Source organism: Marinoscillum luteum, assembly GCF_044005705.1.
GTDB lineage: Bacteria > Bacteroidota > Bacteroidia > Cytophagales > Cyclobacteriaceae > Marinoscillum > Marinoscillum luteum.
Genome location: NZ_JBIPKE010000012.1, coordinates 115,074 through 127,756, shown reverse-complemented (window position 1 = coordinate 127,756; position 12,683 = coordinate 115,074). Strand labels below are relative to the sequence as shown.

General features: G+C 47.7%; 11 protein-coding genes. 5 read left to right on the top strand and 6 right to left on the bottom strand.

What is annotated here, in order from left to right:
* Positions 1-58: 58 nt before the first annotated feature.
* From ACHKAR_RS03930 to ACHKAR_RS03920, 3 genes are all read right to left on the bottom strand, one after another.
* Entirely contained in the window at positions 59-775 is a 717-nt protein-coding gene (locus tag ACHKAR_RS03930) for an Ig-like domain-containing protein (protein ID WP_395416258.1), read from the bottom strand.
* A 394-nt stretch (positions 776-1,169) separates the two neighbouring features.
* On the bottom strand, positions 1,170-1,883 hold the full coding sequence (locus tag ACHKAR_RS03925; protein ID WP_395416257.1) for a hypothetical protein: 714 nt from the start codon (positions 1,881-1,883) through the stop codon (positions 1,170-1,172).
* Between the two features lie 133 nt (positions 1,884-2,016).
* Complete coding sequence (locus ACHKAR_RS03920) at positions 2,017-3,030, bottom strand: serine hydrolase domain-containing protein (RefSeq protein WP_395416256.1); 1,014 nt, start codon at positions 3,028-3,030, stop codon at positions 2,017-2,019.
* Positions 3,031-3,436: 406 nt separating this feature from the next.
* Between ACHKAR_RS03920 and ACHKAR_RS03915 the strand changes: the two genes are divergently transcribed.
* Positions 3,437-4,621, top strand: a complete 1,185-nt coding sequence (locus tag ACHKAR_RS03915) for an MFS transporter (protein ID WP_395416255.1) — start codon at positions 3,437-3,439, stop codon at positions 4,619-4,621.
* On the opposite strand, the gene ACHKAR_RS03910 is transcribed toward ACHKAR_RS03915, so the two are convergent.
* From ACHKAR_RS03910 to ACHKAR_RS03900, 3 genes are read right to left on the bottom strand one after another with little or no spacing between them, the layout of a single operon-like run.
* On the bottom strand, positions 4,618-5,370 hold the full coding sequence (locus ACHKAR_RS03910) for a LytR/AlgR family response regulator transcription factor (RefSeq protein ID WP_395416254.1): 753 nt from the start codon (positions 5,368-5,370) through the stop codon (positions 4,618-4,620). The genes ACHKAR_RS03915 and ACHKAR_RS03910 overlap by 4 nt on opposite strands.
* The gene (locus ACHKAR_RS03905) at positions 5,363-6,412 is read right to left on the bottom strand and encodes a sensor histidine kinase (protein ID WP_395416253.1); all 1,050 of its coding nucleotides are present in this window, start codon (positions 6,410-6,412) and stop codon (positions 5,363-5,365) included. Before ACHKAR_RS03905 ends, ACHKAR_RS03910 begins: the two co-directional genes overlap by 8 nt.
* 53 nt (positions 6,413-6,465) lie before the next feature.
* Positions 6,466-7,158, bottom strand: a complete 693-nt coding sequence (locus ACHKAR_RS03900; protein ID WP_395416252.1) for a LiaF transmembrane domain-containing protein — start codon at positions 7,156-7,158, stop codon at positions 6,466-6,468.
* Positions 7,159-7,307: 149 nt separating this feature from the next.
* Here ACHKAR_RS03900 and ACHKAR_RS03895 point away from each other — a divergent pair, with 149 nt between their 5' ends.
* The 4 genes from ACHKAR_RS03895 to ACHKAR_RS03880 all read left to right on the top strand — a co-directional run bounded on the left by ACHKAR_RS03895 (position 7,308) and on the right by ACHKAR_RS03880 (position 12,599).
* On the top strand, positions 7,308-7,877 hold the full coding sequence (locus ACHKAR_RS03895; RefSeq protein WP_395416251.1) for a uracil-DNA glycosylase family protein: 570 nt from the start codon (positions 7,308-7,310) through the stop codon (positions 7,875-7,877).
* A 43-nt stretch (positions 7,878-7,920) separates the two neighbouring features.
* Positions 7,921-8,154, top strand: coding sequence for a VF530 family protein (locus tag ACHKAR_RS03890; protein WP_159578683.1), 234 nt, complete (start codon positions 7,921-7,923; stop codon positions 8,152-8,154).
* A gap of 97 nt (positions 8,155-8,251) precedes the next feature.
* Positions 8,252-8,776, top strand: a complete 525-nt coding sequence (locus ACHKAR_RS03885; protein ID WP_159578681.1) for a YceI family protein — start codon at positions 8,252-8,254, stop codon at positions 8,774-8,776.
* Positions 8,777-9,260: 484 nt separating this feature from the next.
* On the top strand, positions 9,261-12,599 hold the full coding sequence (locus ACHKAR_RS03880) for a carbohydrate-binding protein (protein WP_395416250.1): 3,339 nt from the start codon (positions 9,261-9,263) through the stop codon (positions 12,597-12,599).
* Positions 12,600-12,683: the final 84 nt, after the last annotated feature.

Below are 12,683 nucleotides of genomic sequence, written 5' to 3'. Positions count from 1 at the left end.
GCTGATCGTCTCCTTACATTCCTCAGGCTTACTTTGGCAGCTAACCTTGGTCCAAAATCTAATTCACTGTGCTAAAATCAATGAGATAAGGCTTCAGCGGAATATCTTCCGATGTTCTAAAATTGTTGGATATCAATAACTGGTAGTGTTTACCCGGATCCAATTCTACACTAATCGTCCATGATGCTTTATCCTCTGACCAAAATCTCTTGGTTACATCGTTCTTTGGAAAATAATCCTGACCTAATTCTCCAAAGTCCACACCTGTATTGTGACCATTCAGCGGTTCTGAAAAATCAATGGTGATTTGTCTGATGCCCGCGTCAACATTCGTGCTGTTATTTTCGAATTGCCTAATTCCCGTTACGTATGGTCGCTTATTTTCAAATCTTTGATACAAGGAGTCAAGCGAGGTAGAAAAATAGCGCGTCTGCTCGACGAAATCTTCAACTTCAACCTCGTTGGTGTAATCCAGCTCTATCATCCTTTTAATGGCCTTCTCTTTATCTCCGGCTTGTGCATAATAATGTTCGCACAACTGATAGCCTACATAATACCCCAAATCTCTTACACCAAATTCGTTGGGGTAATTGCTCCAAAACCACTTGGACTGATTGTTAGGGTAAAACATTTCCTGTTCGAATTTTTCGAGCACCCCTGGCGCATTATTTTTGCCATAGGCGATGGCGGGGGTAGCAGATGGCATCTCCATAGCTAAAGTAGAAACGAATTCAGCCACTCCTTCACGGATGGCAATAGAGAGCAAGTTATTCACCTGGGTTTTTTGTTGGGTATGAATGTATTCATGAACATTCAACAACACTAAATTATCGATGGGATTGGAGTTGAAAAAAGTCTCCAACCACTCTTTCGTGGCTCCATCAAATTCAGAAATATCAGTAGTGCCATATTGATAACAAACACTTTTCTTATATGATCATTTGCATGCTTTTTAATTGTGTTGGTCGCAAAATCCAATAAAGTAATTGCAAGATCGAAGTGATCATTCTGAATTAGGTCGAAGCAAATATTGTTTAAATCTTTGTCAGCAATTTCTCTTGAGTCGGGGACAAATTTTCTCCATAAAATATGGCCAATCTTTATACCCATTTCAAAAATTGCCTTGTAAGCAATGTCAAAGTATTCTGGGTTGACATTAAGCCGTTCGCCTACTTTAATTTGTCACAGCCAATAACCTTATGTTTTCGACAGTTTTCTATGTATTGCTTGGATATAACCCCATTTGTATGAACGAAAAGGTTTCTACGTTCAGTTACCTCAATAAATGTAGAAAGAATTGGAAGGTTTGATGTAAGAGTAAACCCGACTTTAGATATTACTGAAATTTTTCTTTCTAAGATTTTTAGCTGTTCAAAATGACTCTCACGAAGTACGGATTCCACTTCCTTCTCTAAAATCATCTCCTTCACATCATCCAGATCATCAAACTCCATTATTTGATTAAAAGGAAGTTGGCGATCCACGGAGTGAAATAATTCCGGTCGAACTTGATGCATATTCCTAATCAAATCACCCAGGAAAGCATCATATTGACTTACAAGAGAAACTACAAAGGTTCTGGGAAGAATTTTGTAGGCTGCAAATGCGCTATTTCTTTCTCTTTGAAGCTTGTTAAATTCTCCTATATCATCTTCCCTTATAAAGAAGAATTTTTCACCATCTTCATCCTTATGTTTTTGCTTCTTCACGAAGCTCTCAACTTTTTTTTCGCTCGATTTTAGTCTACCGTTCACTAGCCCCATCATCAGGGGTAAGGACTCAGACAGTGCATCCATTTCAGTTATGAAATCATTAAGCGCAAATTCGAATAACTGCCATTCTTCAATTTCCTGAATTTCTTCCTGTTCAACTTCTTTTTTCATTGTGATTCAATGGCTCTTAGTCGCCTGTAACCAAATCTAGCTTTTTTTCACTCCTGAACAAACCATTGTCGGCCATATGCTACGGTAGCCCCCTATCCCCCAGTATGATGTCATCATTTGGATCATTGGTGGGTCACTGCCTTTTCAAAATCCGAACGACACGCCGGTATACGGCTTCAGATTTCATCCACATGCTTCCCCCACTGGTGTTCACAAACTGGATGACTACCGCATCCAGCTCCTTGTGGTATTGGGCAATGCTCTGATACCCCGGCAGCAGGCCTGTGTGCTCATACCTGTATATGGAAGAATAGATGGCCTGCTCGTCTTCATTGAAGAGTGAGCCGTCGTTGAGCGCCCTCAGGAAGATCCCCACGTCTTCTGCAGTGGCCACCATAGAGCCTCCGGGCTGTATGAAATCATTGTACTTGATGTCAGGCTCATACCCCACGTGGTATCCGCTCATCACATCGTCCAAATCCACTTCGCTCAGCAGGCTGTAGGTATGATTCAATCCGAGCGGCTTCAGAATTTCCTCTTTGATGTACTGATGGTGGCTATGCCCCAGCGTACTGTCCATGATAGCACCTATCAGCAGGTAATTGGTATTGGAATACCGGTATTTTTTATTGGGCTCAAAATCAGCCGATCTGTCCAGCACCAGATCCAGAATTTCCCTATTGTTCTGGGGTGGGTTGTCCCAGGGGTAGTCTGGCATGTCGGTGAAGTTGGGAATGCCACTCCGGTGCTTGAGCATCATCCTCAGGGTGATCTTGTCTGCGTGCGCTATGCGCCCGGCCAATTCGGGAAGGTATTCGGCGAGTGTTTTGTCCAGGGACAGGCGCTCTTCATGCACCATTTTGGCAGCGGCTGCTGCGATGTACAGCTTGCTGATGCTGGCAATCTTGAACAGAGCGTGAGGGTCGGCTGGAATTTTGTCTTCCCTGTTTTTCCATCCGGCAGCATAGAGCGCAGGCTCCCCGCCTTGCTCCACGTAGACAATGATGCCATCGAAGCCCCGGGCTAAGGCATTTTCTACTTCCTGCTCCACAGTGTCTGGCAGTGGAGGCAACAATGAGCAGCCCGGAGTAAGCGCCAGGGCAAAAACGATCACAAAGTGCGTAAGTAATGAAGGAATCTTTTTCATGGTGAAAATATTTGGATTAGAACTTTTGGCAAAGGTCTTTCGGTACCGTGAAGCACACTAAAGCACTATGAAGCAAAAGCTATCAAGTTTGAGGAGTGCCTGTCAACTATGATGCACAGGTATCACTCATGACGCAAGAAAGCTCTCTGTCCACTGGAAAGCTCGTCACAGTGCCGACAATCCATTGACAAAACACACACGAAACACCTCTGGTAGATCAGTAATTATCAAAGATTCGCGCATAAACTATTCAGATTCGCAATAATTATGGAGCTTTGCCACTCAATGAAGAATGAGCAAAAGTAACATTCGGTTTTGCTCAGCCCCCATTCCTCTGTGAGTACCAAACCCAATGCTGATCGGCTGATGTAGCTGATCGGTGAACTATACATTTAGCATCCAAACCATGAAAAAATCTCTTATTTCTCTGGCAGCAGGAGGATTCGGAATCGGCATGACGGAGTTTGTCATCATGGGCATCCTTCCGGAAATCGCCACCTCGATGGACATTACCATCCCGGAGGCCGGCCACTTCATTTCGGCCTATGCCATAGGTGTGGTGGTGGGTGCTCCCCTCCTCACGGCATTGGGCAGCAAATGGCCCGCTCACAAGATGCTCATCGGTCTGATGGTGTGGTTTACTGTCTTCAACTCACTGTCGGGTTTTGCCAATAGTTACTGGTCTCTGATGCTGTTTAGATTTCTCTCCGCACTGCCGCACGGTGCCTTTTTCGGGATTGGCGCAGTAGTGGCCAGCCGCCTGGCCAGGCCTGGCAAAGAGGCTCAGGCGATTGCTGCCATGTTTTCCGGGCTTACCCTGGCCAATATCATTGGGGTGCCATTTGGTACCTATCTGGGGCAGGAGTTTCACTGGAGCATGGCCTTTTTTGTGGTCGGGATTGTGGGCATCATCACCATCACGAGTCTCCGGTTTTGGATGCCAGCACTCGCTCAGTCATCGGAGCAGTCCATGAGTGAAGACTTTCAAATCCTCAAAAAAGCTGAATTATGGATGGTGGTGCTGCTGACCACCATCGGCACAGGTGGGTTCTTTGCCTGGTATAGCTACATTGCGCCGCTGATTACTGAGGTGGCCGGGCACGACCCGGGCATGGTCAGCTATGCGATGATATTGGCGGGTTGCGGCATGTTTGCAGGAAACATAGCAGGTGCCAAACTCGCCGAGAAGATGCAACCCATTTATGCGGTAGTGTTGGCGCTGGGGGTGATGACTCTCCTCCTCTTGGCCAATGTGTACCTGGCTCATGATCCGGTAGCGGTGCTGGTGATGACCTTCATCATCGGGTTTGGAGCCTTTTGTGTGGCAGCACCCATCCAGATGGCCATGATCAACACTGCCAGGGGTTCTGAGATGTTGGGTTCTTCCCTCAATCAAAGTGCCTTTAATATGGGAAATGCCTCGGGTGCTTACCTGGCAGGCCTTCCCATTGCGATGGGGTACGGCTTCACCTCTGCGGATGTGGTAGGTGCGCTGATGGCTTTTGCCGGCGTGTTTCTGGCTCTGGGCATTATACAAATGCGTAAAGCATCCAGGCGCAAGATGGCGGCTGCTGTTGAAGTGGTTACCTAAAACCCCAGTGCTTCCTTCAGTAGAGCGTATCCCGACCGGCTCACTGATAGCTGTGTATTATCATGTAAAAAGACCACATGACTGTCTTTGCCCATCAGCTCCAGCCTGGCTATTTCTTTGATGCGCACAATGTAAGAGCGATGAATCCGAATGAAGTCCTCGGCAGGCAGGTGCTCATCGTAGTACTTCATGGTATCCTGCTTTAAAAATACGCCCTGCTCGGTGTGTAGCTTCACATAGTCGTCCATGGCCTCCAGGTATCTGATCTTGCCCACAGGTATGATCTGGATTTTACTGCCTGTGCGCACGGCCACACGCGAAAGAATCCCTGAATGATCCTTGTTCTGCACCACCACCTCAGAAAGGCCTTTCCCGGAAGGCACCTCCATCGCCAGTTTTGACTTGGCCCTGGTGAGGGCATCCGCAAACCGATCGTAAGAATAGGGCTTCAGCAGGTAATCAATGGCGTTCTGCTCAAATGCCCGAATGGCAAACTCGTCGTGCGCTGTGCTGAAAATCACTACAGGAGGCTCATCCAACAGTTCAAGCATTTCAAATCCTGTGAGCTTAGGCATCATCACATCCAAAAACACCAAATCCGGCTTCTGATCATTGATCTCCTTGAACCCATCAAAGCCATTGGCACATTCTCCGATCAGGGTAATCGTTTCATCTTTTTCCAGATAAGTTCTGATGACCTCCCTGGCCAGCTCTTCATCATCAATGATCAATGCGCGTATTTTATTCATTTTCTGTCGGAATTTTAATCTTCACCATAAACTCCCCATCCTGCTGATCTACCTCCAGAAGATCATTTCTACCATAAACCAGCCCCAGCCTCCTGCGAACATTCTCCAGCCCGATACCCGCTCCTTTTGGAGGCATCGACTCCTCATCAAAATTATTACCAATGTGAATCTCCAACATGCCCGGATGCGCCATGCATTTCAGTCGGATGGTTACTTCGTGGATGCTCTCATGCACTCCATACTTAATCGCATTTTCGAAAATGGGCTGCAAAATCAGGTTGGGCACATCCACTTTCAAACAGGCATCATCCACTTCCTTTTCGAACCTCAGCCTGCTGCCAAAACGTATCTTCTCTATGTCCATATAGAGGGTGGCATTGTCCAGCTCCTGAGCGAGGGTATTCATGTGCACGCTATCCTTCCCGAGTGAATATCTCAGAAAATCACTCAACTTGATCACCATCTCCCTGGCCGCCTCTGGTTTGGAAACGGTGAGTGCACTGACAGAATTCAGGCTATTGAAGATAAAGTGGGGATTGATCTGCGATTTGAGCATTCTCAGTTCCGAGTCTTTCAGCAGGTTCTGAAGTTCCAATTCCCTGTGGGTGCGCTCCTGCAAATCCTGATAATATTTGATCAGGTAAAAGACCAGCACTGTAATGCTGTAGTACATCACACCAATAATCAATCGCCAGATATACGCCCGCTTGAGAAACGCCAGATACTCCTGATGATCCGGAAAAAGGAAGCGCAACGCAACTCCCGATAATGCCGCCCAAAGAAAGATGGCCATGGTGGCACCGGCCAGATGGGTACCCACAAGGGCCAGATCGTCCTTACTGAGGCTGGCAAAGGTGACGATGTACCAAAAACCCGGAGCAATGGAGGCAAACAGCAAATTGTAAACCAGGCTGTCGGCCGCAGAGACCTCCAATGACCACCCGTAATAGAAGTAGAGCACGGTGCCATGCAGGAATACCATCAGTACCCAGACAAGCAAATACACTTTATTACCAGAACCTCTTAATACGGGATGGCTCATTCAGACAATCGGTTGGTTGTGTTATTTTTAAATGATCCCACTTCCAGCGGGACTCAGACGCCCTTCACCTCAGCACCACCAAAGATCACAGACCCTTTGATCCGCAATACCTTCTTGGGTGCACCGGACTCATAGGAAACCTTTGGTCGTTTGTCGGCGAATCCTCCAAATATGACAAAACTCTCGTTGATTACCGTCCAGTCATTGGGCACGATCAGGCCATTTCCCCCAAACAAACAGAAAATATCCAAAACGATCTCATCACCGTGCATTTTAGCGCCTGAAAAGTTGATTTCTGAGCCTCCAAAAACCGAGGTGATTTTACCCCCTTTAAAATTTTGCGAACTGAAGGACTTCTCTGACCCTCCAAAGATGGAAGTATCTTCTATGTAATCGTCCGTCAGGTCTCCAGGTGCTCTTTTTACATGATCACGTCTGCGCAAAATAATGCTCACCCCTACTGCAATCAGGATGGCAGGCCACCAGGTACGCAGATTGAATTGCGGCCAGTAGAAGAACTCCGGTAAAAGGAAAAAACCGCCGATAAAGAAAAAGATCAATCCTTCTCTTCTACCGGTCACAATCATGGAGCCGCCAATGACCAGAAAGATCATTTCCCATCCAAACAGATAGTGGGGAATAAATTCCGGGATTAGATCCAGGTTGCGAAAGAGTAGATAAGCTCCGAAAGTGACAAATGCAACGCCCAGCCAGGCCCTTTGATTACGATTTTCTTGATTTCTCATGATGGTAGATTGTTATTTTTCTTCAAATGTGATGCTCTTGTCACTTGCTGACAAGGGCCAATCGGCCAACAGTGGTTATTCACCGGTAAGCTGCGGATTGAATATTGCGGTTGATTTCATTACCTTTTTAGCTACAACCCCAAAGGTCCATGAAAACACTCTTGAATGACATTCGAAAATGCACGATTTGCCAAAGCCACCTGCCACATCCCCCCAACCCTGTCTTCTCCGCCAGTGTCCATAGCAAAATAGTCATTATCGGCCAGGCGCCCGGGAGTGTGGTCAATCGAACCGGTATCCCCTGGGATGATAAGAGCGGAGAAAACCTTCGGGCATGGTTGCAAATGGACAAACCCACCTTTTACAATCCTGAAGTAGTCGCCTTGATCCCTATGGGGTTTTGCTATCCAGGAAAAGGAAAATCCGGAGATCTACCGCCCAGACCTGAATGTGCCCCTCAATGGCACCATCTTCTTCTTAATCAAATGAAAGAGGTGAAACTAACACTCCTGATCGGCCAGTATGCTCAGGCCTACTACCTTGGTGGCCAGCTTAGGCCCACACTCACCGAAACCGTAAAAAACTATCGGCAATACCTGCCCGCTCATTTCGTACTGCCTCACCCCTCTCCAAGAAACAACATCTGGAAGGCTCGAAATCCCTGGTTCGAACAGGAAGTAGTCCCTGCCCTCAGAAAAACGATCAGGGAAATCATTTAATAATAGCTTCCGGGCTGAGGGTTTTTAACCCTACTTTTACACCATGGAGCAGCCTAAAGAAAACCAACCCAACAATCCCCTGCACGGCATCAAGCTGGTGACAATCCTGGAGCATCTGGAAGCCAGGTATGGATGGGAAGGTCTGGGTAGCCGAATCAGGATCAAATGCTTCACCGACAATCCGTCCATTAAATCCAGCCTGACCTTTCTCCGAAAAACGCCCTGGGCCAGAACCAAAGTGGAAGAACTCTACCTCCGCTCCATTAGAAAAAAGTGACGCTTTCCTAAGCGAGAAAATAAAAAGTTGATCGATTTGAAACCTTTATATGTATATACAGTTAATGTATTAACATATATTAAATTTCTATAAAAACATGGCAACACAAAACTGGAACATCGACCCTACGCATAGCGAAGTGCAATTCAAAGTGAAACACCTGGTGATCTCCACCGTGACTGGTACCTTCAAAAGTTTTGAAGGCTCGCTCACGAGTGACTCGGAGGATTTTGATGGCGCAAAAGCAGCTTTTACACTGGATGCCAAGAGTGTAGATACCAACGTAGCAGACAGAGATGCGCACCTTAAGAGTGCAGACTTTTTTAATGCGGAGCAGCATCCAAAACTGACCTTTGAGGGAGTGCTCTCTAAAGTAGGTGACAACTACAAGCTGGTAGGTCCACTTACCATCAAAGAAACCACCAAAGAAGTGGAATTGGATGTGGAATTGGGCGGCACCATGGTAGACGGCTACGGTCAGACCAAGGCCGGATTTGAGATCAATGGCAAAATCAACCGTAAAGATTTCGGACTTACCTGGAGTATGGTAACCGAAGCGGGAGGTGTGGTAGTAGGTGATGATGTGAAGCTCCACCTGAACATCCAGGTGACCAAAGCATAAAAAGTACAAGTCTGGTTATAATCCAAACCACTTCGAATGATTCGAAGTGGTTTTTTTATGTCTGAAAATCAATCGCGCCCCTCCATCTCAAACGAAATCACGCTTCACTGTGCTGATCTGGTGGTGAATTTTTAGTGAAATACACCTTTCTTATTGATGTAGTATTGATGTAGTCAAACAGGCCTCATCTACTCTCAGCGCACATCTCCCCTCATCAACCCAATCAATCCCTGCAAATTTTATTTTACAGGTGATGTAATATTGATGAGTTGCGATTTTTTCAATTTCTCTCTTATCTCCACACCTTTAAGTGATCAATTAATCACCAAACACACTCATATTTTATTATTATCATAAAACCAATCACAACCTATGCACACAAACAATCACTCACCACACCACTCACAAAGCACTCCACCATAAGGTGTTCCAGTGAATTAACCGCCATAATCAATTCACAAACGATACAAATAACCTATTACCTATGACACCAATCACAATATCCAACCAATACATCAGACCCCTACTGGTTCTGATACTCCTTTTATCAGGCCTCCTTCTGGCGAAAGCCCAGGTAGGCAATGTCCTGTGGGAGGACAATTTTGACACTTTCAATACCGACATATGGACACCCAATGTCGGTGATGGATGCCCGGGCCTCTGCGGCTGGGGAAATGCCGAACTGGAATATTACCACGGCAACAATGTATCCATAGAGGCCATCCCTGGAGAGTCTGGCAATAACGCCCTGGTGCTGGAAGCGAGAAACGAAAGCATGGGATCCCAATCGTTCACCTCAGGAAAAGTGGACACTGAAGGCAAACTCTCCATCCACTACGGACTCATAGAGGTACGAATGCGTGTGCCAAACCTGGAAACAGGACTTTGGCCCGCCGCCTGGCTCCTAGGCACTGTGAACCAGGCCTGGCCCGCAAAAGGAGAAATAGACATGATGGAAATGGGACACAAAGCCGAAGAACGTACCCGCCAGGGATATCCGGGCGTCTCTTCCAATAATTTTGTGGGAGCCAATGCCATTTTCCAAACCGAAGACGGTGGATATGGAAGTATTGCCTACGACGTGGACTATAACCAGCCCTACGTACCCGCCAATGCCCTCAGCAACCGATTCGTAACTTATCGCCTCTACTGGGAGCCCACTCAAATGCGTTTTGCGGTGGAAGACAATGGTACGGAGTACGACCTGTACACCAACCCACTCCCCCTGGATCCTGATGGGGTGACCGCTGCATTTACCCGACCATTCTTCATGTTGCTCAACCTCGCCGTGGGTGGCAACTTCACGGATGCGGCCAACAGTGGTGCTGTGACGGCCCCTATTCCGGCCAAGATGTACATTGACTATGTGCGGGTATCAGAATGGAACGGACATGGGGAGGTAGCCTTTGACTATGGAGCACTTTCTCCGGAAGCAGGCACTTTTGGCGTCTATACAGACGACACGCCTACCAATAATGAATTGGTATTTGGAAGCGACGCTGCCATCTATGCCTGGGGAGGTACTGTACAGGAGGGAACCACTCCTGCCTACGAAGGCTCCAATGTCATCGCATGGGAAACCACCACCGCAAACAGCTGGTTTGGTGGAGGGGTGACTTCCCTTTACGGAAAAAACATGTCGGGTTTTGTGGAAAATGGTTCTATGAAATTTAGAATTAAAATTCCTGCCAATGTCTCCTTCAGAATAGGCATCACCGACAACTACACCAACGAGCAATACATCAACTTCCCTGCGGGAGTTAATCAGTATGGACTGGTAAGAAACGGTGAATGGGGTCAGGTGGAAATCCCTCTGGAAGACTTCACAGGGTTGGTGGCTTTCCAAAACCTTGGATACCTATTTGCCATTACCAGCCTGGACGGAAGCCTGCCAGCCTCCACTTTTCAGTTTGCCATTGACGACATCTATTGGACAGATGGCAATGGATCCAATGTGCCAGTAACGGGAGTTTCGGTATCACCTGGCACCGCAAGCCTGGAACCAGGAGAAACACAACAATTAACCGCAACCGTCACACCAAGTGGAGCGACAAACCCTGGTGTGAGCTGGTCTACCAACAATGCCACCGTAGCTACTGTCAACTCAAGTGGCTTGGTGACTGCCCAAAGTGCTGGCAATGCAACGATCACCGTGACCACTACAGACGGAGGATACACGGCCTCCTCTAACATTACAGTAACAAACCCTGCCGGAGGCCTGCCTTCTCCCTGGCAATCACAAGACATTGGAGCGGTGGCCGCTACAGGATCGGCTTCCTATTCATCGGGCACTTTTACGGTAAATGGATCAGGTAGTGATATCTGGGGAACCACCGATGAGTTTCACTATGTGTACCAGTCGCTCACTGGAGATGGCGTAATCACCGCGCAGGTCAATTCCATGACCAATACGGATGTATGGGCTAAAGCGGGCGTAATGATCCGGGAATCTCTTGCCGGCAACTCGAAGCATGCACTCACTGCCATCACACCAACTGGTACCAGTGCCTTTCAGCGGCGTACAGCCACGGGAGGCTCCAGTAGCCACACCGGCGGCCCTACAGCCAACGCACCTTATTGGGTAAAACTGGAACGTGCCGGAGACACCTTCACAAGCTCGGTTTCAGCCAATGGCTCTACCTGGACAACCGTGGGAACAGCCACTATTTCCATGGGATCTACGGTCTATGCAGGGTTGATCACCACCTCCCACAACGATGGCACGCTCTGCACTGCCACCATGAGCAATGTATCATTGACCACCGGAAACCCGGTAACCTATGCTCCACTACCGGGCATCGTGCAGTCAGAGGACTATAAAGAAGGAGGCGAAGGTGTGGGCTATCATGATACCTCCGCCGGCAATACCGGAGGCGGATACCGCACGGATGATGTGGATATAGAAGCCACCGGAGATACAGGTGGTGGGTTCAACATCGGCTGGGTAGATGCCGGAGAATGGCTGGAGTACGACATTACCTCCACTGTAGCCAGCTACGAATTAAGCGTGCGGGTAGCCTCACCAAGTGGTGCTGGTCGTCTGCACATAGAAGTGGATGGAATAAACATAACAGGAACCATCGCAGTGCCTAATACGGGGAGCTGGCAAAGCTATACCACCGTTACAGTACCGGGGATAGCCATAAGCCCGGGGAACCATAGCCTAAGGGTAGTGTTTGATGCCGCAGGCCTCAACCTGAATTACGTGGAAGCGGTGGAAGAAACCTCCACCCCATCAGGCTGTACTCAATCCGGACCAAACGGAGACTATACGGTAGACATCTCAGAGGATGCTTCTAACCCATCCCTGACCTTCATCCCGGGACCTGCCGGCACGGGCACTCCTACCACCATCCTGTACTATGGCACAGATCCCAATGGCACGTATCCTGGTTATGGGGTATCGCCCAATAGTCCGCACACCATCAATGCTGCCAATGGACAAACTATCTACTTCTACTACACCTATAGTGTGCCGGAAGGAGGAGAAAGAAATTCCTCAGCCAACAGACACAGCTTTGTTGTGGGAAATTGCAGTAGCTCAGGAGCCAGGGTAGCCTCCACACCTGCTGACCTGGTGATAAATTCGGACCTTACAGTATTTCCGAACCCTGTAAAGGATATCGTCACCCTCAAAACGGAAACCAAAGGGTATGATCGCATTCAGGTCCTGGACATCTCTGGTAGGGTAAGAAGAGACCTTAAAATTTCCGGTGACCATGATGAGTTTCAAATTAACCTGAATGGTCTGAGTGCAGGAAATTATTTCATCCGAATCTCTGGTGCGGGTGAAACCAAAGTCAGAAGAATCATTAAGCAATAGCCTAACCAATCTGAATCCGGCGGAGTGATCCGCCCGGTTCTATATTTTCAAACAAAAAAAGCCCGCCCCGATTGCATCGGGGCG

Excerpts from the sequence above, each read along its gene's own strand:
- ACHKAR_RS03925 (WP_395416257.1), bottom strand. The coding sequence starts at position 1,883 with ATGAAAAAAGAAGTTGAACAGGAAGAAATTCAGGAAATTGAAGAATGG.
- ACHKAR_RS03920 (WP_395416256.1), bottom strand. The coding sequence starts at position 3,030 with ATGAAAAAGATTCCTTCATTACTTACGCACTTTGTGATCGTTTTTGCC.
- ACHKAR_RS03915 (WP_395416255.1), top strand. The coding sequence starts at position 3,437 with ATGAAAAAATCTCTTATTTCTCTGGCAGCAGGAGGATTCGGAATCGGC.
- ACHKAR_RS03910 (WP_395416254.1), bottom strand. The coding sequence starts at position 5,370 with ATGAATAAAATACGCGCATTGATCATTGATGATGAAGAGCTGGCCAGG.
- ACHKAR_RS03905 (WP_395416253.1), bottom strand. The coding sequence starts at position 6,412 with ATGAGCCATCCCGTATTAAGAGGTTCTGGTAATAAAGTGTATTTGCTT.
- ACHKAR_RS03900 (WP_395416252.1), bottom strand. The coding sequence starts at position 7,158 with ATGAGAAATCAAGAAAATCGTAATCAAAGGGCCTGGCTGGGCGTTGCA.
- ACHKAR_RS03895 (WP_395416251.1), top strand. The coding sequence starts at position 7,308 with ATGAAAACACTCTTGAATGACATTCGAAAATGCACGATTTGCCAAAGC.
- ACHKAR_RS03890 (WP_159578683.1), top strand. The coding sequence starts at position 7,921 with ATGGAGCAGCCTAAAGAAAACCAACCCAACAATCCCCTGCACGGCATC.
- ACHKAR_RS03885 (WP_159578681.1), top strand. The coding sequence starts at position 8,252 with ATGGCAACACAAAACTGGAACATCGACCCTACGCATAGCGAAGTGCAA.
- ACHKAR_RS03880 (WP_395416250.1), top strand. The coding sequence starts at position 9,261 with ATGACACCAATCACAATATCCAACCAATACATCAGACCCCTACTGGTT.